At 67.9% G+C, this 23,152-nt stretch carries 24 protein-coding genes and 1 rRNA gene; 5 read left to right on the top strand and 20 right to left on the bottom strand.

Annotated elements, in window-relative coordinates:
- From E1266_RS08685 to E1266_RS08700, 4 genes are all read right to left on the bottom strand, one after another.
- Positions 1 to 105: ribosomal RNA gene (locus E1266_RS08685) — 16S ribosomal RNA — on the bottom strand; the annotation flags it as partial.
- Positions 106 to 744: 639 nt separating this feature from the next.
- The gene (locus E1266_RS08690; protein ID WP_132045599.1) at positions 745 to 1,047 is read right to left on the bottom strand and encodes a hypothetical protein; all 303 of its coding nucleotides are present in this window, start codon (positions 1,045 to 1,047) and stop codon (positions 745 to 747) included.
- A gap of 76 nt (positions 1,048 to 1,123) precedes the next feature.
- A complete protein-coding gene (locus E1266_RS08695; protein WP_132045600.1) occupies positions 1,124 to 1,924 on the bottom strand; it encodes a polyphosphate polymerase domain-containing protein in 801 nt (266 codons plus the stop codon).
- Positions 1,921 to 2,562, bottom strand: a complete 642-nt coding sequence (locus E1266_RS08700) for a DUF4956 domain-containing protein (protein WP_243718304.1) — start codon at positions 2,560 to 2,562, stop codon at positions 1,921 to 1,923. The genes E1266_RS08695 and E1266_RS08700 overlap by 4 nt, the downstream gene beginning before the upstream one ends.
- A 183-nt stretch (positions 2,563 to 2,745) precedes the next feature.
- Here E1266_RS08700 and E1266_RS08705 point away from each other — a divergent pair, with 183 nt between their 5' ends.
- Genes E1266_RS08705 through E1266_RS08715 form a run of 3 tightly spaced genes read left to right on the top strand, consistent with a single transcriptional unit; the run spans position 2,746 to position 5,289 of the window.
- Positions 2,746 to 3,105 carry a hypothetical protein gene (locus E1266_RS08705; RefSeq protein WP_132045604.1) on the top strand — a complete coding sequence of 120 codons (360 nt, stop codon included), beginning with the start codon at positions 2,746 to 2,748 and terminating at the stop codon, positions 3,103 to 3,105.
- Positions 3,095 to 4,633, top strand: a complete 1,539-nt coding sequence (locus E1266_RS08710) for an ATP-binding protein (RefSeq protein WP_243718305.1) — start codon at positions 3,095 to 3,097, stop codon at positions 4,631 to 4,633. Before E1266_RS08705 ends, E1266_RS08710 begins: the two co-directional genes overlap by 11 nt.
- Positions 4,630 to 5,289 (top strand): response regulator transcription factor, encoded by a 660-nt coding sequence (locus tag E1266_RS08715; RefSeq protein ID WP_132045608.1) that lies wholly within the window; start codon positions 4,630 to 4,632, stop codon positions 5,287 to 5,289. Before E1266_RS08710 ends, E1266_RS08715 begins: the two co-directional genes overlap by 4 nt.
- Before the next feature lie 10 nt (positions 5,290 to 5,299).
- Here E1266_RS08715 and E1266_RS08720 read toward each other — a convergent pair whose 3' ends face one another.
- The 12 genes from E1266_RS08720 to E1266_RS08775 form a co-directional block, all read right to left on the bottom strand.
- Positions 5,300 to 5,890 carry a phospholipid scramblase-related protein gene (locus E1266_RS08720; RefSeq protein ID WP_132045610.1) on the bottom strand — a complete coding sequence of 197 codons (591 nt, stop codon included), beginning with the start codon at positions 5,888 to 5,890 and terminating at the stop codon, positions 5,300 to 5,302.
- 72 nt (positions 5,891 to 5,962) lie between these two features.
- Positions 5,963 to 6,565: a phospholipid scramblase-related protein gene (locus E1266_RS08725; RefSeq protein ID WP_132045612.1), complete on the bottom strand. Its 603-nt coding sequence runs from the start codon at positions 6,563 to 6,565 to the stop codon at positions 5,963 to 5,965.
- A 95-nt stretch (positions 6,566 to 6,660) separates the two neighbouring features.
- A complete protein-coding gene (gene groL / locus E1266_RS08730) occupies positions 6,661 to 8,289 on the bottom strand; it encodes a chaperonin GroEL (RefSeq protein ID WP_132045614.1) in 1,629 nt (542 codons plus the stop codon).
- Between the two features lie 174 nt (positions 8,290 to 8,463).
- On the bottom strand, positions 8,464 to 10,053 hold the full coding sequence (locus E1266_RS08735) for a tyrosine-type recombinase/integrase (protein ID WP_132045616.1): 1,590 nt from the start codon (positions 10,051 to 10,053) through the stop codon (positions 8,464 to 8,466).
- Entirely contained in the window at positions 10,050 to 10,250 is a 201-nt protein-coding gene (locus E1266_RS08740) for a helix-turn-helix domain-containing protein (RefSeq protein WP_165965987.1), read from the bottom strand. Before E1266_RS08740 ends, E1266_RS08735 begins: the two co-directional genes overlap by 4 nt.
- On the bottom strand, positions 10,247 to 11,926 hold the full coding sequence (locus E1266_RS08745; protein WP_347876707.1) for a replication initiator: 1,680 nt from the start codon (positions 11,924 to 11,926) through the stop codon (positions 10,247 to 10,249). Before E1266_RS08745 ends, E1266_RS08740 begins: the two co-directional genes overlap by 4 nt.
- Positions 11,923 to 13,389 carry an FtsK/SpoIIIE domain-containing protein gene (locus tag E1266_RS08750; protein ID WP_243718306.1) on the bottom strand — a complete coding sequence of 489 codons (1,467 nt, stop codon included), beginning with the start codon at positions 13,387 to 13,389 and terminating at the stop codon, positions 11,923 to 11,925. The genes E1266_RS08745 and E1266_RS08750 overlap by 4 nt, the downstream gene beginning before the upstream one ends.
- Positions 13,390 to 13,473: 84 nt before the next feature.
- Entirely contained in the window at positions 13,474 to 13,752 is a 279-nt protein-coding gene (locus E1266_RS08755; RefSeq protein WP_132045618.1) for a hypothetical protein, read from the bottom strand.
- On the bottom strand, positions 13,749 to 14,171 hold the full coding sequence (locus E1266_RS08760) for a plasmid replication, integration and excision activator (protein WP_132045620.1): 423 nt from the start codon (positions 14,169 to 14,171) through the stop codon (positions 13,749 to 13,751). Before E1266_RS08760 ends, E1266_RS08755 begins: the two co-directional genes overlap by 4 nt.
- 143 nt (positions 14,172 to 14,314) lie before the next feature.
- The gene (locus tag E1266_RS08765; RefSeq protein ID WP_132045622.1) at positions 14,315 to 15,046 is read right to left on the bottom strand and encodes a GntR family transcriptional regulator; all 732 of its coding nucleotides are present in this window, start codon (positions 15,044 to 15,046) and stop codon (positions 14,315 to 14,317) included.
- 158 nt (positions 15,047 to 15,204) lie between these two features.
- On the bottom strand, positions 15,205 to 15,621 hold the full coding sequence (locus E1266_RS08770) for a hypothetical protein (RefSeq protein WP_132045623.1): 417 nt from the start codon (positions 15,619 to 15,621) through the stop codon (positions 15,205 to 15,207).
- A 211-nt stretch (positions 15,622 to 15,832) separates the two neighbouring features.
- Positions 15,833 to 16,297, bottom strand: a complete 465-nt coding sequence (locus E1266_RS08775; protein ID WP_132045625.1) for a hypothetical protein — start codon at positions 16,295 to 16,297, stop codon at positions 15,833 to 15,835.
- A gap of 630 nt (positions 16,298 to 16,927) precedes the next feature.
- Between E1266_RS08775 and E1266_RS08780 the strand changes: the two genes are divergently transcribed.
- On the top strand, positions 16,928 to 18,007 hold the full coding sequence (locus E1266_RS08780) for a transcriptional regulator (RefSeq protein WP_243718307.1): 1,080 nt from the start codon (positions 16,928 to 16,930) through the stop codon (positions 18,005 to 18,007).
- Here E1266_RS08780 and E1266_RS08785 read toward each other — a convergent pair.
- The 3 genes from E1266_RS08785 to E1266_RS08795 all read right to left on the bottom strand — a co-directional run bounded on the left by E1266_RS08785 (position 17,988) and on the right by E1266_RS08795 (position 20,195).
- On the bottom strand, positions 17,988 to 18,647 hold the full coding sequence (locus E1266_RS08785; protein WP_132045629.1) for an HAD family hydrolase: 660 nt from the start codon (positions 18,645 to 18,647) through the stop codon (positions 17,988 to 17,990). The two genes, E1266_RS08780 and E1266_RS08785, sit on opposite strands and share 20 nt — an antisense overlap.
- Before the next feature lie 116 nt (positions 18,648 to 18,763).
- Positions 18,764 to 19,387, bottom strand: a complete 624-nt coding sequence (locus tag E1266_RS08790; protein WP_165965988.1) for a ribonuclease D — start codon at positions 19,385 to 19,387, stop codon at positions 18,764 to 18,766.
- A 28-nt stretch (positions 19,388 to 19,415) separates the two neighbouring features.
- Positions 19,416 to 20,195, bottom strand: a complete 780-nt coding sequence (locus E1266_RS08795) for a hypothetical protein (RefSeq protein WP_132045633.1) — start codon at positions 20,193 to 20,195, stop codon at positions 19,416 to 19,418.
- 1,323 nt (positions 20,196 to 21,518) lie between these two features.
- Between E1266_RS08795 and E1266_RS08800 the strand changes: the two genes are divergently transcribed.
- Entirely contained in the window at positions 21,519 to 21,758 is a 240-nt protein-coding gene (locus E1266_RS08800) for a histone-like nucleoid-structuring protein Lsr2 (RefSeq protein WP_165965989.1), read from the top strand.
- A 165-nt stretch (positions 21,759 to 21,923) separates the two neighbouring features.
- Here E1266_RS08800 and E1266_RS37840 read toward each other — a convergent pair whose 3' ends face one another.
- Entirely contained in the window at positions 21,924 to 22,952 is a 1,029-nt protein-coding gene (locus E1266_RS37840) for a hypothetical protein (protein WP_165965990.1), read from the bottom strand.
- Positions 22,953 to 23,152: the final 200 nt, after the last annotated feature.

A 23,152-nucleotide genomic window follows, 5' to 3' on the forward strand; every position in this document is an offset into this window, starting at 1 on the left:
CCCGTTCGCCGCTCGAGTACCCCCGAAGGGGCCTTTCCGCTCGACTTGCATGTGTTAAGCACGCCGCCAGCGTTCGTCCTGAGCCAGGATCAAACTCTCCATTAAGGTCCAAACGACCAACCCAGGGCGCGAACCCCGAACCGGCCAAACCTCGGAAACAATCCCAGCAAACAACCCCTCAACAGAGAGGTTCTTGCCTCAAAGAAATCCCCACCACCCCACGCAAAAGCGAGGGCGGCCACGGGGCGACCCGACCAGAAAACTGGCCGAGCCGATAAAGGCACTGGCTTTTAACACGCTGTTGAGTTCTCAAGAAACGGACACCCACCGCGCCGAACCCCGCTCCCGCGGACCCGGCTCCGGGGCGACTCGCTATTCACTCTACCGAATCCGGCCGGACTGTCAATTTCCGGCTTTTCTCGGCAGCGCCGTTCCGGTGCCGCTTGCGCGGCGCCTTCCGGGCGGTGAAGCCATTTCACCAGATCCGGCGCGATTAGCAAAATCGACCGTTTCCAGCCCACGACCGAACGGCGGACACGGCGAAACCGCGTCTGCTTGGTCGGTAGTGGTTCCCCACGGGCCGGCCGCCTTCCGGCGTCCCGCTCCCCTGTGGGGCGGAGAGAACATTATGCCCCCGGCGGCACAACGTCAAACCGACACACGTGAATTTTTTCGTGCCGGCTCCGGCAGGTGCCGGGGTGTGCCGTCAGAAAGCGTCCCCACCTGCGGAAACACTCCCGGCGGTCAGCCCGCCTGGGCGAGGTGTCCGCCGAGGAACACGATGGCTTCGGCGATGACCCACAGGATGGCCGCGGCGGTGAGCAGGCCGGTGACCCGGTAGGGATCTCTCCGCAGGCGATGGAACGCGAATGCCGTCAGGATGATTCCCACCGCCGGGACGACCGCGACCAGGGAGACGAGCACGGCGTTGTGGACGTCGGCCGCGCAGACCGGGTCCGGGACACCGTCCGCCCCGCAGAACCCCTGTTCGGCCCAGCCGCCGAGGGCGGTGAAGGCCCAGAGCACGGCGAGGGCGAGGTTGGCCACCGCGGGGATCCCGGGTGAGATCCGCCACTCGCTAGTACGTCTCCGGGCGACTTGCACATTTCATTACCTACCTCGGCTAGGCGGCCTCGTAAAGGGGACCGCGGCCGTCGAAGAAGGCGCGCATGGCCGGGTGCCACGGGTTGGCGGGCATCCACGGGTGGAGCAAGGCCACGGCCACGCAGTACTTGCTGATCTTCACGGGCCGGACGCCCTGGTCGCGAAGGATGCGGTCCACCGGGGCGTCGGCCCGCTCGGACTTCGACTCGATCAGGACCATTCCGGGGTCGGCCGCCACGACGGCGTCTTCCTTCGTGCAGGTCAGTGCCGCGTCCAGCGTCACGCGGCCGGGGGCGGAACGCTGGACGAGGGTCGACCGCAGATAGGCGGTCGTCGCGGCCGGGACGACGACGTCGGGCGCGTTCATCCGGTACGCCGTGAGCAGCACGGCCTCCAGGAAGTCGCGCGCCGTGCTGTCCAGCTCCTCGCGGCGGGCGATGTCGTAGGGCATCCGCCGTTTGTCGGTGACGTCGCGCGCACCCGCGAGCTTCACCTCGAACGTGCACTCCCCGCTGTCCAGGTACGCCCGGGTCCGGATCTTGTAGCGGCGCCGGCGGCCCTGCAGATGCTGGCGGAAGGTGAGCAGATCGGGGGTGTCGAAGTAGGTCGACGAGTAGCGGAACCGGCGCAGGCCCCGGATCTCCAGCGCCGCGTACTCGTCGCCGAGCCGCGGGAGCATGGCCTCGCACACGGCGGCCGGCACCAGGTACTTGCGGTCGACTCGGGTCTGCAGCTCGGCGCGTTCGAGGACCTGCGCCAGGCTGATGGGCGGTAGCGTCCGCGTGAGGCGCGTCAGGGTCGAGGCTCCGTCGAAGGTCATCGCGCCATGCCCCTCGCGGAGGACGCCTCGGGCCCGGTGTGCGCGGCCTTGGACGTCCGGAGGACGGGCCTGCGGGAAGTGGCCTTCGGAACGGAGCGGCGGTACCGGACGTCCACGATCATCACGTCCCGCACATAGTCGACCTCGGTCACGTTGCAGGCCAGCACTGTTCCGCCGAGTCGGTTCTCCAGGTCGGCCTGAAGTGCCGCCGGGTCATGGTGGATGACGTCCAGCGTCACCACACGGTGCTCAGTCCGCGCGGATAGCCGCGGGTGGTCGGCGACGTACATCACCCCGAGGAGGATCGCGTTGAGCAGGCCGGCGAGCCACGGGATGACGGCGGCGATGCCGTTCACCAGACCCAGGGCCAGCGCGACGAAGTAGTAGCCGATCTCCTCCTGGGTGATGGCGTCCGACCGCAACCGGATGATCGACAGTACGGCGAACAGGCCGAAACCGACGGCGATGTCCGCGCGCTCTGCGAGCAGCAGCGAGACGACGGTGAATACGCCCACGTTGACCGCGATGTACGCGAGCCGCAGGTCACGACGGTGGTGCCGGCGGAAGTAGATCACGTACGTGAGCACGGTGATCGCGGCAAGATCCGCGGCGAGGCCGTATAGGACGTGCGCGGCCACAGGGCGCCTCCTCGGGGTCAGGGGTTGGACAAGGGGACGGTCTCCACCCGGGATGGGACGAGGGTGAGAGCCAGATGAAGAAACCCTCATGCCCAGCTACAAACCGGCTGTGAGCAGCCCAAATGAAGGATCTTTCATGTGGCGTTAACCGGCGCTTCCTTGGCGATATGCGAGGTTGTCCCCATGTCCGTTCGCACGTCTTTCATCGGGATCGTCGCGGTCGGGGCGCTGATCACGGCCCTCGTGGCCGGACTCGTCCAGGCGCACGAGAGCTCCCCGCCGTCGCTCGGCGACACCATCGAGGTCAGCCCGTCGTCCGCCGTCGTGGACGGGCGGACCGGCACGGTATCGCCGGCTCCGGGTTCTTCTTCGGCACCGGTGTCGGAGCCGTCCGCCCCGACGACGGCGGGGGGCGACGCGGTGCCGCCACCGCCGGTCCCGCCCGGCGACGACGACGGTTCGTACGACGACGACGGTTCGAGAGGCGACGACGGCCAGTCCGGCGACAACGACCGCGACGACGATGACCGCGATGACGGCTGAGGTCCGTGTCACCGCGCGGGCTCGAATCGTGGGCTGGATGCTGCTGCTCGTCGGGCTGGCGCTGGCCGGTTCCGTCGCCGTGACCTGGTCGGTGCTGTCGGCCCGGCTGGACGACAGGGTCGACGGCGAGCTCACCCACGAGGCCAACAAGCTGCGCAGCTACTCGCGGAACGCGGCGGACCCGGCGACGGGCCGTCCCCCGGCGAACGTGTCGGAGCTGCTGACGGACTACCTCGCCCGGAACCTCCCCGACGACTACGAGACGTTCTTCTCCGTGGTGGACGGGCGGGCGGAGCGGCGCAGCGCGCAGCCGCCGCCGGCCCGGCTCGACCGCGATCCCGCGTTCGTCGCCAGGGTCGCCCGCGCGCGGGCTCCCGTCTACGGCACGGCGCCCAGCGCGGCCGGTGAGGTGCGGTACGCGGTGCTTCCGGTGCGGATGTCCGGCGACCCGCGGCGGGCGGCGCTGGTCGTGGTGCAGTTCCGGGACGCGCAGCGCGCCGAGGTGACCGAGACGACCCGCGTCCTGGGCTTCACCGCGTTCGGGGCGCTGGCGGTGGCCGGGCTGGTCGGCTGGGTGATCGCGGGGCGGGTGCTCGCGCCGATCCGGCTCGTCCGGCAGACCGCCGACCAGATCGGGGAGTCGGACCTGACGCGGCGGCTCGCCGTCCGCGGCAACGACGACGTGGCGGCGCTCGCGTCCACGTTCAACCGGATGCTGGACCGGCTGGAGTCGGCGTTCGCCGCGCAGCGCAGGTTCCTCGACGACGCCGGCCACGAGCTGCGGACGCCGATCACCGTCATCCGCGGCAATCTGGAGCTGATGGACGACGACCCGGCCGAGCGCGAGGAGACCCGCGCGCTGCTCATGGAGGAGCTCGACCGGATGAACCGGATGGTCAACGACCTGATCATGCTGGCGAAGGCGGACCGTCCCGACTTCCTGACCGTCGGGGAGGTCGACCTCGCGGACCTCACGGTCGACGTGGTCGCCAAGTCGCGCGGGCTCGGGGATCGCCGCTGGCGGGTCGGCGCGGTCGCCGAGGTGCGGGTGCTGGGGGACGCGCAGCGCCTCACGCAGGCGCTGATGCAGCTGGCGTCCAACGCGGTCCGGCACACCGGGGACGGCGACACGATCGAGGTCGGGTCGGCGGTGCGGGACGGGGCGGTGCTGCTGTGGGTGCGCGACGACGGGCCGGGGGTGGCGCCGCCCGACGCCGAGCGGATCTTCGAGCGGTTCGTCCGGGGCGACCGGGAGCCCCGTCCGGCGGGCGGTGCGGGTCCGGGGGACGGTGCCGGGCTCGGGCTGGCGATCGTCGCGTCCATCGCGAGGGCGCACGACGGGACGGCGCATGTGGAGAGCCCGCCGGACGGGGGCGCGCGGTTCGTCCTGACCCTGCCGCTGCGTCCGGCATTCCTTCCCTGGCCGGACGAAGCCGCCGCGGAGGCCGACACGATCGTCCTGCCGTCCGCGACCGGTGAGGCGCTCACCGGGGTAGAGGCGCCCGGTGACGCGGAGGCGGCGCGGTGAACCGGATCCTCATCGCCGAGGACGAGCGGCGGATCAGCTCGTTCCTCGAAAAGGGCCTGCACAAGAACGGTTTCACGACCCTGGTCGTCCCGGACGGCCTGTCGGCGTACGAGCACGCCCGCGGCGGCGGGTTCGACCTGATGATCCTGGACCTGGGGCTGCCGGTGCAGGACGGTTTCACCGTGCTGCGCCGGCTGCGCAACGAACGCGTGACGATCCCGATGATCATCCTGACCGCGCGGGACAGCGTCGCGGACACGGTGGCGGGCCTGGAGGGCGGCGCCGACGACTACCTCGCCAAGCCGTTCGCCTTCGAGGAGCTGCTCGCGCGGATCCGGCTGCGGCTGCGGGCGGAGCGGATCCCGGAGGCGACCGTGCTGCGCGCCGGCGGCCTGGAGCTCGACCTGCGGACGCGGCGGGCCCGGGTCGGCGGCCGGACGGTCGAGCTGACCGCCCGCGAGTTCGCGCTGGCCGAGGTGTTCTGCCGCCACCCCGACCAGGTGCTGACCCGCGAGCAGCTGCTCAGCCAGGTGTGGGGGTTCGACTTCGACCCCGGCTCCAACATCGTCGACGTCTACATCCGCTACCTGCGGCGCAAGCTGGGGCCGGGGCTGATCGAGACGGTCCGCGGGGTCGGCTACCGGCTGCGCCCGTGACGGGGGCCGGTCAGGTGATCTCCTTGGACTCGTGGAGGTTCATGTCCATCACGATCGCCGTCATGACCGCCAGCGTCCGCAGCGGTTCCGGGACGGGGTCGAAGATCTCCACGCTGTACTTGTCGGCCGTCGTGAGCAGGTGCGTGGCGAGGCCCGCCCACTTCTTGCGGACGTGCGCGACCTTGGTGCCGTCGTTGTCGAGCACCTCGAAGTTGTTGCGCGGGACGTCCACCTCGACGGCGCCGATGAGGGTGCCGTCGCCGTCGTAGAGGACGTAGCGGCGGCCGACGCGCTCGGTGACGAAGGAGCCGATCGCCTCCTCCTTGGTGCCGAGGATCTCGGTGTAGTCCCGTCCCCGCAGCTTCTCCACGGTCAGGAGGGGCGCCCCGTCGGGGGTGGTCAGCTGGACGGCGCGGGCGTCGAGGTTCGACTTGCCCGGCACGATGCCGCGCATCGCCTCGGCGCGGCCCTCGTCGACCGCCGGGGCCGCGATGGCGAGCACGGTGTCGTCGCCGTCGAGGACCTTGTAACGCGATTTGCCGAACGGTCCCCTGCGAGGCTGTTCAACCTTCAGCACAGAGGAACTGAACGGGTCGCTCATGCTTTCTCCCAGCCTCGTCTCGGAGCGGTCTCGCCGAGCCATACGGTACGCGAAAGTCCCCTGCCGCAAGGGCTAGCCGATAGGCCAGTCCTTGCCTTCGTACAACATCAGGTCGATGCCGATCGCGGTGACGGCCACCAGGACGCGGAGCGGGTCGTGGAGCGGCTGGAAGATCTCTACCGAGTACCGGTCGGCGGTCGTCAGCAGCTCGGTGGCGACGCCCTTGAGCCTCTTCTCGATCTGCGCGACGTGTGTGCCGTGGCCGTCCAGCACCGGGAACTTGTAGCCGAAACGGCTTCCGTCCAGGCGGCCGACCGGACGTCCGGCGTGGTCCAGGAGCGTGTACTGGTGGCCGGCCGCCTCCCCGATCTTCTGCACCGTCCCGATCAGGGCGCCGTCCGGGGTGCTCACCTGCGCCCTGGCGCTCGCCGTCGGCCCGTTCGCCGTGACGCTGAGCAGCGGCACGCCCTGGGCGCTCTCGACGTGCACGGTGCGGCCCTTGCCGCCGCCCCCTCCGGCGACCCTGGCGGCCTTGCGGAGCCGGGAGACGCCGCGCTCCCCCGCGGTGGCGAGCAGCGTCCCGCGGCCGTCGAGCACCCGGTACCGGGAACCGGCGCCGGGGACGCCTCGCGGCTGGTCGACGCGCAGCACGGGTGAGCTGAAAAGATCACTCATCCCCGCATGATGGCGTACCGGACGCGGACGCGTGCACGCAAAAGGGGCGGCCCCGAGGGGCCGCCCCTTCATCGCGTGTGGCTACACGCCGCCGATCAGAAGTCCATGCCGCCGGCGTCGGGCATGCCGCCCGCCGGGGCCGGGTTCTTCTCGGGCTTCTCGGCGATGACGGCCTCGGTGGTGAGGAACAGCGCAGCGATCGACGAAGCGTTCTGCAGCGCGGACCTGGTCACCTTGGCCGGGTCGAGGATGCCGGAGTCGAACATGTTGACGTACTCGCCGGTCGCGGCGTTCAGGCCCTCGCCGGGCTTGAGCCCGCGGACCCGCTCGACCACAACGCCGCCCTCGAGGCCGGCGTTGATGGCGATCTGCTTGACCGGCTCCTCCAGCGCCCGCTTGACGATGTTGGCACCGGTGGCCTCGTCGCCCGCGAGCTCCAGCTTGTCGAACGCCTTGGTGCCGGCCTGCAGCAGCGCCACGCCACCGCCGGGGACGATGCCCTCCTCGACCGCGGCCTTGGCGTTGCGGACGGCGTCCTCGATGCGGTGCTTGCGCTCCTTCAGCTCCACCTCGGTGGCGGCACCGGCCTTGATCACCGCGACACCGCCCGCGAGCTTGGCCAGGCGCTCCTGGAGCTTCTCGCGGTCGTAGTCGGAGTCGGTGTTGTCGATCTCGGTGCGGATCTGGTTGACCCGGCCCGCGATCTCGTTGGCGTCACCGGCGCCGTCCACGATCGTGGTCTCGTCCTTGGTGACGACGACCTTGCGGGCGCGGCCCAGCATGTCGGTCGTGGTGTTCTCCAGCTTGAGGCCCACGTCCTCGCTGATGACCTGGCCGCCGGTCAGCGTGGCGATGTCGCCCAGCATGGCCTTGCGGCGGTCGCCGAAGCCCGGCGCCTTCACGGCGACGGACTTGAAGATCCCGCGGATCTTGTTGACGACCAGCGTGGCCAGCGCCTCGCCCTCGACGTCCTCCGCGATGATCAGCAGCGGCTTGCCGGACTGCATGACGCCCTCGAGGACGGGGAGCAGGTCCTTGTTCGCCGACGCCTTGCCCTGAACGATCAGGATGTACGGGTCCTCGAGGACCGCCTCCATGCGCTCGGGGTCGGTCACGAAGTAGTGCGAGATGTAGCCCTTGTCGAAGCGCATCCCCTCGGTCAGCTCGAGCTCCAGACCGAAGGTCTGGCTCTCCTCGACCGTGATGACGCCTTCCTTGCCGACCTTGTCCATCGCCTCGGCGATCATCTCGCCGATCTGCGGGTCGCCGGCGGAGATGGAGGCCGTGGAGGCGATCTGCTCCTTGGTCTCCACGTCCTTGGCGAGCTTGGACAGCTCCTCGCTGACCCGCTCGACCGCGGCCTCGATGCCCCGCTTCAGCGACATCGGGTTCGCCCCGGCCGCCACGTTCCGCAGGCCCTCGCGCACCAGCGCCTGGGCCAGCACGGTGGCGGTCGTGGTGCCGTCACCCGCGACGTCGTCGGTCTTCTTCGCTACTTCCTTGACGAGCTCCGCGCCGATCTTCTCCCACGCGTCCTCGAGCTCGATCTCCTTCGCGATCGACACACCGTCGTTGGTGATCGTGGGAGCGCCCCACTTCTTCTCCAGCACGACGTTGCGCCCCTTGGGACCAAGGGTCACCTTCACGGCGTCGGCGAGCTGGTTCATGCCACGCTCGAGCCCGCGCCTGGCATCCTCGTCGAACGCGATCATCTTTGCAGCCATAGGCTCCAGTCCTCCCGGAACAAGGTGGCTTAGACGGATCGAGCCGACGCCCGCGACGGACGGCCCCCGCACCGACGACTGCCATTCCGCCGCCGGACTGAGGCCTCATCGCCCCGACCCAGACTGTGAAGCTGTCACTCTCCACAGCAGAGTGCCAACCGTTTGTTTAGCACTCTACCCTGCCGAGTGCAAGCGCCGCGCACCCTGGGGGAGGGAAGGTTCGTCTACCTGTGGGGACCCGTTCTCACCTGGGCTGGAGGGCGTTTCGGGAGCTTCACGGGTGTGTCGCCGTGATCCACTGTGTGCGGTGATCAGCCGGTATTCGCGGAACGATCGCGGAACACGGGTGCGGGGGTGGGGCAGCGGAGGGGCGGTCTGTTCCGCGTGTTCCGCGGCGGGGGTAGGAGGAGCCCCGAGCGCTGCATCGATGCGCCGGTTCATGATCTCCTCGTCACCGTCGATGCAGTGAGCATATGTGCTCTGGAGCATGGCCACCGAGTGCCCGGCACGGGCCGCCACGTTGGCCGCCGGGACCCCGCCGTTCAGCCAGAGCGACAGGCAGGCATGGCGCAGGTCGTAGGGTCGCTTGGCGAGCGGCGTGGCGAGTTGGGCAGCCGTCAGGACGCGTTCACGAGCCCGCCGCCAGACTGATTCGTAACTGACCGGCGCGAGCCGGTTGCCGCGCTGACTGCGGAACAGGCGACCGTCATCGGCCGCGCCGAACTCGGCCACGTGGGCACGCAAGATGACCACCAGCTCAGGGCAGGCCGGAACCGGACGCTTCACCCCGTCAGCGCGAGCCTTGAGGCTCCGAGGCTGGTGGTACTCGCCGTTGTCGGTCCACTGCTTCCCCGAGGCCGGGCTAGAGCCAGCGAGGAGGAGGCGACCCCAGCCGGTTGCCGGAAGTTCGCAGTCGTCCAGGCGCAGCGCAACCGCCTCCGAGGGGCGCAGGCCCGCGAAGTACAGGCAGGCGAAGAAGGCGTAGAGATGCCGACCCACCCGAGGAGCCACCACCGGCACCGCTGCGAGGAGTGCCCGAGCCTGGTCAGGGTTGGGAACCTGACGCGGGTCGACCTCTTCCGCCGTCTTGGGAACCTCCCACCGGACGCCGCCAAGCGGATTTGCCGAAAAGACTTTCAGCTCAACGGCGTAGTCCAGGCAGGAGCGGAAGACCGAGAGCCGCCGAGCGACTGACTTCGGCGCCGCCGATTCCCCGTCCAGGTTGACCGCCATTCCGTCGAGGGCGTTCCGGAGGACGGCCGGGTCTTCCAGGTCAGCGAGCGGAACGGATTTCTTGGCCAGCCAGGCAAGCGCGCCGGCGACATCGGCCGGAGGTTCGTACTTTTCCATGCGTTGCCGATTGAATGCCCAGGTCGCGAGAGCCCGATGCAGACTTTCAGCGCCGGGCGTTCCCCGCTCGTCCACCACCAGGCCACGACTGACGGACGCCAGGCAGTCAGCGACCGTCGCGCGTGTCTTGGCCGCGCTACCAGCCCAGTTGCGAGCGGCGTAGGCCCGCGCATGGTCGTACCACGACCCGGATTTGTGCGTTCGCAGCTTCGACTCGGGAAGGCCCGACACGGTGTCGAAGCCCTCACCGCGCCGAGCCGCCTGGACGAGTTCAGAGCGGAAGTGCTCAGCCAGGGTTTTCGTGACGAACCATTCCGATTTCTCCTGCCCGTTCACGACCCAGCGGACGCCGTACGGGCGACGGCGGTTCTTCATCGTCTTAATGGACCAGAACCGCACCTGATACGACATCATGCCGCCGCGCTCCCCTGCTCAAGTGAGTCGATCCAGGCGAGGACTTCGGAACGACGAAAGCGAAGTTCGCCGTTGGGGAGCTTGAGTCCCGCAGGAGCCCGACCCGTGGCCCGCCAGCGGTAGAAGACGTTGCGATCCACGTTCCCGCCCAGTTCGGCGAGGACTTCTTTCGTGGTCATCAACTCACTGCGCTTCACGCTGCCTCCGCAGTTGCCGAAAGTCCGGGGGTGGGGGTGTTGGTCGCTTGGTCGAGTTGCTTGCGTCGCTGGATGCGTTCGTTGATCAGCAGCAGTAGGCGTTGTTCTGCGGGTTTCACGTCCGGGTCGCCAGGCCCGGCGCGTTCCCAGATGTGGACGGCGTTGGGATCGGCCGGGTTGGTGACGGGGACACCGGCCTCAGCCAGCCGGGCCAGAACCCAGGCTTTGCGGTCGGCTTTGTGATCGGCCAGGGTCTTGCCGGACCACTTGCGGGAGACCAGGACGCGGCGGCCGCCGTAGCCGAGGTGTTCGCGTCGGTGTGCTTTGCCCTTGCAGTAGCCGGGCGTGAGGCCCTTGCGGAGGTTCTTGGGCTGGACGCCGTAGCGCAGCCAGTTCGCGCACGTCGGTGAGCACGGCTCGTAGCGCAGTGCTTCGGCCATCCGGTCGACGTGTTCGCGCTGCGCGCTTGTCTCGGCGTTGTGGCACTCGGCCACGCCCTTGACGAGGTACTTGGTCAGGTAGCCGATCAGCTTGCGGGACTGCGCGGAGTCGGCCAGGACGCCTTGGGCGTCGATCTGCCGCCCGAACCGCACCACGTGCAGGGGTTCGGCATCCTCCTCCTGGCCGAGCGCGTCTAGCGCTTCATCCCAGGTCGGGAGGACTTCGCCGGTTGCAGGGTCGAGGTAGCCGCCGCTCTCGCCCGCCACGTCATCCCAGACCGGGAGCCGCTCCCCCTCGAAGACCACGCGATCGGTCGAGGGCCACCACACCTGGTGATAGGTGGCCGCCACCACCTGCCGCAGCTCAGCCCGCGAAATGGTGCCGCGAATGGCCATGTGCAGGTGGGGAGCCAGCCGCCGTTGCGGTTCGACGGCCGCGAAGTACTGCACGTCGTAGCCGACGAACCGGCGCAGGTTCTGCACGAACCGATCGACCAGCTTGGAGAAGTGCAGAGCATCCCGCGCGGCCCGCGTGTAGTCGTAGCCGTCGGGGTCGACCGGCGTTCCGTCCGAGCGCACCCGCCCATAGGAGTCCAGCGTCAGGGTCAGGAAGATCGACGGCCGGAACGCCTTGCCGTCCCTACCTCGGAAGACCTTGCCGACCGTGCGGGAGTCGACCGGTCGCCGGGGAAGGTCTGGAGCGTCCTGCCGCCTACGGGTCGACCGCGTCCGCCGGCTCTTGCCCTGCTCTGTCTTGAGGGCACCGCGGACCCCGGTGCGTTCAAGCTCGTTGTCGAGGTCACGAATGACCGCGTCCCAGAACTCGGCGTCTTCCCCGTCCGCCGTCCCGTCGACGGCTGCGAGGTCACGGGCCGCCGCCGCATGCGCCCGCAACTCCATCCACGCCCGCTGTTCCTCGTCAGCATCAGCGCGCGTGATGATCGGTTCTTCGGTCAGGTGCCAGCCTTGACGGCACTGCACGGCCCTCAGCTTGCGCTTGCGTTCGGCGCACGAGGGGCACACCGAGGCCAGCGTGTGACCGCACGGGACATACACCACCTCGGCCGCACCCGTGTTCAGGTCGACCCGCCGCATCGGCACGGGCCGGATGCACACGCCGTGTTCGACCGCGACCGCTTCCAGCACCCCCCGCGCCAGCGGAGGCAGCGTCTTGACCACCGGTTCCGGTGCGGGCTCGTCCGGAGCGTCGGGGGCGTCGAGGGTGGGTTGCCTCACGCGGCCCCCTCGATGTCCAGGTCGGGCAGGCCGAGCGCGACCATCGCCCGGATATCACCGTCGGAGACGTAGGCCGCGCGGACCCGCACCGGGTCGGGGGAGGCTTCCAGCCGGACGAACCCGACCCCCGCGCCGATCTGCGGAACTGATGAGATCTGGTCGGCCAGGGCGCCGCGGTCGCGGGCACCGTCGCCGAGGACCATGTCGACCTGCTCGTCTTCATCGAGGCGCAGGGCGATGCGGTCGGGGAACAGGTTGCGCAGGTTGTTGACCTCTTTGCGCGCGTCCTGCTGCGCGCCGATGACGCAGTACCCCACCGACCGGCCCTGCGAGGTCAGCACCGCAAGCGCCGACTCGGCCCGCTTTCTCAGGTCGCGTTCGGGGCAGTAGGCGGTCAGGAAGGCCAACTCATCCACCACGATCACCCGGAACGGATACTCCCGCGACGGCGTGAACGACCGCGTCACACCCGCGAACCGCTCCGCACGGGCGTTCATGTCCTCGGCCGCCGCCTCCAGCAGATCGACCATGCCGCCCTTGGGATCGGAGGAGTAGCGCCCGTACCGCTCGAACAGCACCCGCCCAAACGACAGCTCCATGCGCTTGGGATCGACCGCCCACACCTCCACCAGCCCACCGAGCATCAACGGCAGCACTGCGCGGACGGCCGACCAGATGACCGAGCCCTTGCCGGCCCCCGTCGCCCCCGCGATCAACACGTGGGTTCCGAGGAGCCGCAGCCGCCACGGTGAGCCGTCCTCGCACCGCCCAACCGGGAGCGCGGACAGGTCGATTTCGGAGGCCTCCGGGACGGGGAGCGCGGGTATCGGTTCGGCGAGGGCATCGCGGCGGATGAACTCCAGCCAGATGCGTCCCGGACGGTCCCCGTCCCGCACCCGGACCAGGGATGCGCCGAAGCCGTGCGCCAGGTTGGCCGTGACCCGTTCCCACGCGTCCGGCGCTTGCCCTTTGAGCATTCGCACCAGCACCCGATCGGACGTGGGGCCGCAGCGGACCCGGACGAGCGAGGGCAGGTACTCCCGCCCTTTGTGCATCTTGGTCAGACCCGCGGTGACCAGGACCGGTTGCCAGTGCCGCCGGTACACGAAGGTGAGACGCCACCAGGACCGGACGGGACGGGCGATCCAGCGGACGAAGGACGGACGGTCCACCCCCGCCCACACACCCAGGACCACGGCGACGAGGGCCAGGACCAGGACGGGGACGGTCCACCCGTAGGCGTAGCCGAGCCAGCCGAGACCGGACGCGGCCGAGACGGGGACGATGTTGCGGACCAGGAACACGATCGTGCGGACGAGGAAGCGGACGGCGTTGACGATGAGCACCAGGCCCTCGGGCATGTGCCACACCGGAGGCGCCCACTTGGGCGCCGCGAACGGGTCACGCTGGGTTTCGACGGCGACGTTCTCGCCGGGGGCCAGCTTGCGGAACTCCCATGCCATGATGGGTCACACCTCTTCTTTGTGCTGATCAGGGGAGAGAGAGCGGGGCGGCCGGAGGTACCAGCTCCAGCCGCCCCACCTAGATCAGGCCGCCGTGTCTTCGGCGGACTCGGCCGGGATGTTGTTGAGGGAGTGGAGCCGCTCCACCTCGGCCGTGAACCGGGAGACGACCTCCAGCAGCCGCCGCGCGTTCTGCACGTCGCCCGCCTCTACGTCGAGCCTCCGGCCGGACAGCGTCAGCGACAGGCCCGGCGTCGAGATCGTCAGAATCGGGCTCGTCGGCGGATCGTCGGGGTAGGTGATGCAGCCGAAGCGCGTATCCGCGCCGAAGTGGACGCCCACCGAGCCGTATCCGTCCTTCACGCCGCATCCTTCGCAGCGTTGTCCTTGCCCGAGCGGTTCGCGCCGCCCTTGAAGTTGGCCGGACGGACCGCCGCCGCCTTAAGGCTGTAGGCCAGCCGCCCGGTACCGGAGTTGACGTACGGCGTGACCGCCAGGCCATCGAACTCCACCGGCACGAACGGGAAGCCCGCCGGAGCCTCCGGCATCACCGGCTGAACCGGCGCCATCAGCTTGACCTTGAACGTCCCCTTGGACTCGGGGTCGGCGTCCAGGACCTCCACGGCCCACACCAGTTCCCCGGTGTCCTTGTCGCGCGCCTGGACGAAGTTCTCGCGGGTCGAGCGGTCGAAGTCCCGCACCGGTTCGACACCGCCCTTGACGAACGCGCCGTAGGGGAACACGTCGGCGAACGCGACCTTGAACGGACCTTGCACTGCCATCTCTGGCTACCTCCAGACGTTCACCCGTCCGCTTGTCCGGACGAGTGCATGCCTAGAAGATACCTCGCACACTCGACCGGACAACCTCCAACTAGAGTGACCTGCATCACACTCCATGGAGCGGCAGGTCAGCCGGACGCCGGTCAGTCCGGGACGCTGTACACGTCCTCCAACTCATGCAGCGACCCCGGCATCACGACCTGCGCCACGAACCGCACCGCATCAGAGGCGTCATGCAGACTCGCCACCGTCGCCAGCACCGGCTCAGTCTCCTTGACCCCCAGCAGGCCGGGTTCGTCGCCGGCGGGGAGTCGCGCGGTCAGTCGCTCGGTGATGTGGTCGATGCGCAGCCCCTTGACCGTGCGCAGGTGATCCCGCAGCCCGACCGGCAGGGGTTCGGGCTTGTCCAGGTCGGTGCCGAAGGTCAACTCTTGCGGGAACCAGCACGTCACCACCTCCGAGGCGATGCCGTCCCGCTCAGTGACCCAGCGCCGCGCCAGCACCCTAGCCCCACCCGAATCCAGCAGCGCAGCGACCGGGCCGGGCGCCTCCACCTGGCCGACATCGACCAGCCGAACCCCGATGGAAGTTTCGGGCTGGTCAAGCACGGCCAGGCCGGGACGGGAGGGCCGGGCGGCCGAGGCGGGGCGTCCCTTGACGAACGAGCCGCGCCCGTGTTCGCGGGTGATCCATCCCTCCTGCTGGAGCATCTGCAACGCGCGGACCACCGTGGTCCGGCCCACGGCGAACTCCCGGACGAGCTGAGATTCCGAGGGGAGCATCGAGCCGGGCGGGTAGTCGCCGTTCTCGATCCGGCGCCGCACCTCCAGCACCACCCGCGCATACTTCGGAGGCTCGAACTCCAAGCTCGACATCACAACCACCTGACTACTAGGACGCTTGACCACACAAGCGGCTCACATGGGGCAGGGTAGCGACCACATCCGCGGACGTCACGCCCCCAGGGCCGCCACGGGCAGCACCGACACCGCCACAGCCCCCACCACACCGAGCATTCAGCGACTCAAAGGATTCAGACCATGTGATGCGGCACCGGGAAACCGGCGGCAACCAGAGCCGTACGCACCTCACCGACCCGGCGAGGCCCGATGTTGCGCACCTCGGCCAGCTCACGCGACCGCAGCAACCCGAGCACATCCCCCACCGTCGTCGTACGCCCGCGATCGTTGCGCAGCGCGTTCAACACGTGAGCCGACAGCCCCAGGCACTCCACCGGGCACGCCACCGTCACCCGGTCACAGTCATGCGGACCATCACCAGGCACCGCCACCGACTGCGCATGCAACCCCGAAGCCCGGCCCGCTTCCACCAGCAGCCGCAGCAGATCACCAACCGTGCGCACTCCAAGGCAAGAGATCGGGCACTCTGGCCCGATCTCTTCATGCCCCGCCCGATGTGTGCCGAGGTCTGTGCCGATCACCTCGGCCACTGCCACCCCCGCGCGTGCACGATCGCCTCCCGCAACTCTCCCGGGTCGCCCGCCTCCACCAAGCGCACACCACGGCGGATACGCACCATCGCCCACCACGCGCCGGTAGCTTGCCCGTACCAGGCCACGACCCCGGAGAACTCCCGCTCAATCTGCGCCGCCACCGGCCGCCGCGCCGTCTCGTCCGACGACGCCACCCACGAGACACCCATCACCCACACCCGCCCGCCGACGCCGAAGCGCCCGAGGAGGCCGACGAGGTCGAGGCGCCGGCGAACGGCACCGCCAGCACCCGCGCAATCCGCTCCGCCGCGGTGACCGTGTCCTCCACCGGGCACAACGGCTCCAACTCCACCGGCGAACTACGGGTCGGCCCCGACCACACCCACAACCACCACAACACGCCCCCACGGGGACGGCACAGCACCTCCTGCCGCAGCCCCGGAGCGAACACCTGCCCCTGCGGGTCATCGGCGTCCGGCTCACCGGCCGGGTTACGCACCCGGACCGCGCCATGCCCCCACACCTCGGCCACCAGGCCCCGCGCCTCCAACGCATCCACCAGCGCCAACGCCCCCGACCGCCAGGACTCCCCCAGCGCCACCCGAGCCACCACACGACCCACGACCACCACTCCCAGAAGAAGACAAAGCGGGACCGGCAGGGCGACGACCATCCGGAGGAGACCCACCAACCCCGAAGGCGCGGCCACTCGGCGGGAATCGACCACGCCCTACAGCCGCCGCAACACCCACCGGTCCCGCAGCCCGTTACGCCGCACGCACCCCACGAGCCGGAGCGCACCAACCACACGGCACCCGCTCCACCACCGGACCCGAACCACTCGGCATCCCGACCAGCACCGCCCGGCGAGGATGGACGAACTTCCATCCCCGCCCGCTGCAGTGCCCGCACCCGCTGTCTGCCTGCTTGTCGCGCATGCGGCCAACACTCTCGCCTCCAAACGTCCTACTGAAGGTCCTACTTAGGTCTTCTATAGGACTTTGTAAGGACGTTCAATCGAGTTAGACGGGTCACAGTGTCCGCTCAGTGCCCGTATCGGCGCTAAAGTCGGACACGAAGAGGACACACAGCGGAGGGAACAGCGATGCCGCGCCCAGCAGGCAACACACGACTCAAGGCCGCCCGGCAACACGCCGGATACGCGTCCCAGCAGGCGCTAGCCGACGCGATGACAGCGGCCGCCCCCCTGCTGGGCTTGGGCCACATGCAAATCAGCGCCCGACAGATACGACGCTGGGAGTCCGCTTCACCGCCATGGCCCCGCGCCGACCACCAGCGCCTCTTGGTTCACGTCCTGCAACTGCCCATCGAAGAACTGGGCTTCACCCCACCCTGGGAGACCGCGGACACCCCGGCCCCGGCACGCCCGAACACCAGCACGCCCACCACCCACGGCCAGGGAACCGGCGCCGCACTCCCGCTCCCCAAGGCCAACGCCGCCGTCCAACCGCCCACCGTGGGAGCCGACTTCTCCGCCATCAACGGCGCCCTACGCCGCCTGTACTTCTCCGTCCAGCCCGCGCAACTCCACCCGACCGTCGTCGAACACACCAAACTCGGCACCCAGCTACTTGCCGAGACCACCGGCGTCCCGCGGACCATCCTCGCCACCGCCCTCGCAGAGTCCCTGCTACTGGTCGGCCGCATCGAGTTCTTCGACCTACGCCAGCCCGAAGACGCCGACGCCTCATACGTCCGCGCCCTCCAGGCCGCCGGAGAAGCCGACGACCCACTACTAGGCGCCGCGATCCTCGCCCACGCCGCATTCATCCCCGGATGGGACGGCCGACGCGACGAGGCAGCCGAACGCATGCGCGCAGCCCGTACCTACGCCCGACGAGGCAACCCGCCCGCCGAGTTCTGGGCGTGGCTCGACGCCGTCGAAGCCGAATGCGAAACCCGCTGCGGACACCCCCGCGAAGCCCTACGCCTCATCGACCACGCCGAACGCATGCTCGCCGAGAGCACCGGAGCGCCGGCCCCCGACTGGTTCAACTGGTTCTCGCCGGTCAGCCTCGCTTCATTCAAGGGAGACACCCAGCTCAAAGCCGGTCAGCCCGCCCAGGCCAAGGCCACACTCCTCGGCGTCCTGGAGGCCATCGGCGACACCAACGCCAAACAACGCGCCGTCATCCTCGGCGACCTGGCCGCCGTCGAGGTCGCCCAGCGCAACCCCGAAGCCGCATGCACCTACGCTGAGCAGGCCCTAGACCAACTCGCCGTCACCTGGTACGCCACCGGCATGGACCGCGTGCACACCGTCCGCCGCGCCCTCCAGCCATGGGCCGACACCGACTGCGTCCGCCGCCTGGACGACCGCCTGTACGGATGGCAAACCACCCTCAGCGCGCTCCAGCGTTGAACTCAGCGATACGGCCCGGAAGCTCACCCAGCGAATCAATCCGCATCGTCGGAACGCGGTCGGCTTCCGGGTCGTCCTGCTGAATGATCCCCCACGGCCCCCGCCGGATCAGCGCCGTCCGCAACCCCATCTGCGCCGCGGGCATGATGTCGTTGTCCAGCCGGTCACCCACATACAGCACCTCACCGGCCTCGCACGGCGCGGCGTCCACCACACAGCGGAAGAACCCCGGATCAGGCTTGGACACACCCCAGTCATCCGAGGTCGCGATCATGTCGTTGGGCAGGTCCAGCGACCGCAGGATGCCCCCGGCCCGCACCGTCTGATTCCCCGCGATCCCGACCCACAGCCCATCACCCCGCAGCTTGGCCAGCGTCGGACGCGCATCCGGGTACAAGTCCTCTTCCCCGAACGTCTCAGGCTGCCCAACCTCGGCCCGCTCCGCACGCTGCTGCGTCAGATCAAACCCAGGCGCGAACACCTGGAACGTCTCCCGGTAGTCCAACCCCCGAGCGATCACCGCCCCGAACATCGCCGAGAACGTATGCCGAGGCACCCCCAGCCAGTCAGCCCAAGTCCCATACTCCCGAGACTCGTCAACCAGACACTCCCCAACATCAAACACAACCGCACGAATCATGCCGTCAATCCTACGGTCTGGAGCGACGCTCCTTCGAGTCGGCCCTTCATTTCACGAATGTGACCGCAGTAGCCCAAACTCCGAACAGACGACGTCGCGAACATCGTGCAGCAACTTCAATATGTGAACACGTCTGACCAGTCGCCGATTTCAAGTTCCACTTGAGTCGGCAAGAACTCGACACATCGCCGATAGAGGTCGAATAGTTCGCCGCCATGTAGTTTTTTATGGAGAATACTCCGAAGCTCCTCCAAGTGGGCAACGTCACTTACCGCGTACTCCACCTGTATCGATGTCAGGGTGTCCGCCGTCCAGTCACTAATGCGGGCGGCTTTGCTAACCCTTATTGCCAACAACTGCTGCAGCAAGCCCTTGAGGGTATAACAGGATCCATCTTTACCGGGCCACAGCAATTTGGAAGCTATCTTAGTGCACTCGACGTTCGCTGGGCGCACCTGCCATGCACTCGCCATGAATCGCAAGTCAAACATGGCGTGATGGAACAGCTTTGTCACGTTAGGGTTGACAAGAAGGCGACACAAGCGCGCGGGCCTATCGGCACCTACTTGGACAATTATGGGTCCAGTCTCCTTCGTAAATAGCTGGCAGGTCCCGATGCGTTCTTGCTTCCAGTCAAGGCCCGAGGTCTCGATGTCCCAGGCAATCACATCTTGACACCGGAGGGCATGGTCAAGGCTTGCAGGGATATCATTGCGGAAGATTGAGATGTCTTGTTTCATTTGGCCTCCCTCGTCGCTGGTACCTGGTTTATGGAGTGCGAGACATGTCGCGGAGTGCAGCAAGCTCCTCATAGACGAACTTAAATAGCGAGCCGCCGGACCTGCATACAAAAGTCGGCACATTCGGCTGGCGTGCGCGACTGTGACTATAAAGAGTCACTACAGCGATAGAGTCGAAGCGATAGAAGCTGAAAACCGAGTACGCTGGCCTGTAAAGAACTTGAACATCCGCACCATGAGGAACCGCAAGCCCCATAAATTCGTGGCGCGCCTCCTCAATGTTGCGCTTAAGTCGATCTACGTCGTAGCCAAACCTATACGCGAGGACCGCTATCCCGTCTGTATCTTCAGGGTCTGGGAGATACACACGAATCCGCGCATCCGCCCTGCTGGCCACTTCACGCAATTGAGCCAAATGCTGGTTTCGCCAAGTGTGGGCGTATGCGACGACGATATCCAGACGGGTAACGCCCGAAAAATACGATTCCCAATCCGGATCCGAGACATAGCTAGATCCAATTCCAACGAGACCCGCTGTCTTCACATCAGAACTCGTACCAAACCTTTCATACATCTCGTCCGCTAGGGCCCGCTTTCCCACCAGCTCCCAAAGAAATCCAAGTGCTACGGCACCGAAGAGAGCTCCCCCAATTCCATTTACTCCGGCCTGAAGCCCCTTGTGTCCATGCCAGAGACTTTCATTCCCTCCTAGAAACAACAACGCGCCTCCCAGAACAGCAACCACCACAGCAGCGAGCAGCACAGTGCGGTTGGTGATCTCGCGGTAGGGGCTTTGACTCCCAGACATCGCCGTCTCCTTCGCATGGTGAGCAACCTACGACCTGGGGCTGACAGTATCGACAGGATGGCTGCCGCCGTGACGCACACGAGCCCTCTGGCAAACTGTGGTCACCTGCCGAATTGGGCTGTTTTGGATCAAGGGGCGGCGGCGCTCAGGCCGCTGCGCGGCCCCGCGCCTGGCCGCCCGGAGCGTGCGGCGTGGGCGCCGGTCACCGGACGGCCGCGCCGGGCCGCGCATCCTGCTACTGCCGCCCCGTCCGCCAGGTGCCGGCGGTCACCGGGTCGCGCCACCGCCCATCATCCGGTCTCACGTAGCCAAGGTCCTCTTTGCCTCCGGCGGGGGCACTCCGACTCCGGGAAGCACGGGGCGTGTCCGTTACGGTCGCCGAGGGGTCAGGGAGGGAGGAGCTTCCCGTCTGCCGTCGACCCGATCGGAGATCTGCCAGACCAGGACCAGGGGGCCAAGGTCGTTCGTCCAGTGGGGCGCTCCACCTTGGCCCCCTGGTCCTGGCCCGGCAGCGCGGGGCGCGGGACGACGGCAGACGGGAAGCTCAGGCAAGCGGACGAGGCTCGATTAAGCGAATGTACAGGTACTTAGCACCCAAGATTTTTTTTGAGTGTGACCTGACTTAGGGCCTCGGCCGCGTTTTTTTTGAGGCGGGGCGGCAGTGAAGTAGCCGATCAGACCGAGAAGCGCGAGCATCCCGATGCGCTGCTCGGTTCCCTCCACGTAACCAGCAGCTCCGGACACGACGACGAGCGCGGTAGCGCGAAGACTCGCGACCGCTTGCTCTCGACGTGCACGCTTTGGCGCCAAAGATGGTCCTCTAGTAGCCCGACTTGGAGTTTAGACGGCGGCGGGGACACTTCGGTTTCAAGCATGTTCGGCGTGCCCGTTGCGTGCCCCCTAGAGCGGACGATCACGCCAAGCTGACAGTACGGAGCAATCGCGGAACGGACGGCCCGGTTGTGCCGGGTAGGGCCGTCCGTTCGCAGGTCAGGGGATGGCTAGTCGTCTTCTTGGTCACTCCACCCTGCCGAGTGCAAGCGCCGCGCACCCTGGCGGGGGAAGGTTCAGCTAGCTGCCGGCAGCCGTTCTCACCTGCGTCGGAGGGGTGTTTGGGGAGGTCTCGGGCGTGTCTGCGTGGGACGTTCTGGACGATCGTTCTTCGCACGGGGGTGGGCTGCGCCTCGGTCGTTGGAGCTTGGAGCGGGGCTGTCTTACGGCGTGGGGGCTGCTCCATCGCGAGGCCGGGAGCGGCCGGGATGATGGACGAGGTTTTGCCTCGTCTCTGGCGCGGCCCACGGCACGGTGCGCGCTCCTGGAGGAGTGATTAACATTTCCGGTGTCTACGAGAAAGATGAGTGGGAGACCGACCTCTCCTATGCGCACCGCATCGCGAGCTACGAATATAAGAGAAGGCTGCGCACCTGGGCGGCTGAACAGGGTATCAAGATGAACACCAGGGGGCGCATTCCCATGCAGGTGGTCGAGAAATACACCGAAGCCACCGGGGATGACATCGCAGACATTATGGAGCGCATCAACCGCGAGCATGGGGTGCAGTAGGCGGGGCGCCATTGCGAAAATTCGGCTAAGGGGCGCGGCTTGTTTCGGGGGGTGGGCAGGCATCGGCCGCTTCAGACTTGCGTTCGTCTGAAGCGGCCGATGGGCTTGTCCTAGGGCTTTGGTACCGCCCTTGTGAAGCCGGACTTGCTTGTGCTCAGCGAGCTGCTACTTGGCACCCTGCTGAGCGGCCGCGGCGCCCGCGATCTCGTCCTGCTCAGAGCCCTCGACCTCGTTGATGACGGTGTTGCCCTTGCCGCCCTTGAGGTTGGTGTTGATGTCGTCGACCTTCACCGACTCGTTCCCGACCTTCGGCGAGGCGTAGGGCGAGCCCGTCACGCTGCTGAAGTTCAGGTTGCCCGGGCCGGACTCGCCGACGAGGGTGGGGCCGTTGTGGCCGACGTTCGACTTCTTGATCCACTGGCCGAACTTGACCTTGCCGTGGCCCTTCTTGCCGCCGTGGCCGTTCGCGGTGCGCTCGGCGCCCTGCTCCTCGGCCTCCTCCTGCGGGGCGGCCTCCTGCTGCGCGGCCTCCTGCTGGGCGGCCTCCTCCTGCGGAGCAGCTTCCTGCTGAGCGGCAGCCTCCTGGGGAGCGGCCTCCTGCTGGGCGGCCTCCTCCTGCGGGGCGGCCTCCTGCTGCGCGGCCTCCGCCTGGGCGGCCTCCTCCTGCGGAGCAGCCTCCTGCTGAGCAGCGGCCTCCTGCGGGGCGGCCTCCTGCTGCGCAGCCTCCGCCTGGGCGGCCTCCTCCTGCGGAGCAGCCTCCTGCTGCGCGGCCTCCGCCTGGGCGGCCTCCTGCTGCGGAGCAGCCTCCTGAGCCTCCAGCGTGCTGGCGGACGCCTGCTCGGCGCCCTCGGCCTGCTCGGCAGCGGCCTGCTCGGCGCCCTCGCCCTCGTCCTGCTCGGCCCCCTCGACCTCGTTGATGACGGTGTTGCCCTTGCCGCCCTTGAGGTTGGTGTTGATGTCGTCGACCTTGACCGACTCGTTCCCGACCTTCGGAGAGGCCTTGGGCGACCCCGTGACACTGCTGAAGTTCAGGTTGCCCGGTCCGCTTTCGCCGACATAGGTAGGACCGTTGTGCCCGATGTTCGCCTTGTCCACGGCGTAAATGTGGATGTCGGCCATCGCGGAAGGAGCCGCGAGGACGGCCGCCCCCATCGTGATCCCGGTAATCGTCACAGCACGCGCAATGCGCTTCATGCCGTTCCTTCCTGTGTGAACTCTGCGCGCCCTTCTGAGCGCCCACGCATCACTCTTCCAGGAAAGAACTGACAACAAACTAAAGCGCGTTGACAGGCCCCTCCAAACTGAAGGCAGTAAATCACAGATTCGCGTAAGGGATTCGAGTCCCCACCACAGGCGACGGACAATTATTTCCCGACCTTGGATGATTCCTGCGT

This window comes from Actinomadura sp. 7K534 (assembly GCF_004348575.1).
Classification (GTDB): domain Bacteria; phylum Actinomycetota; class Actinomycetes; order Streptosporangiales; family Streptosporangiaceae; genus Spirillospora; species Spirillospora livida.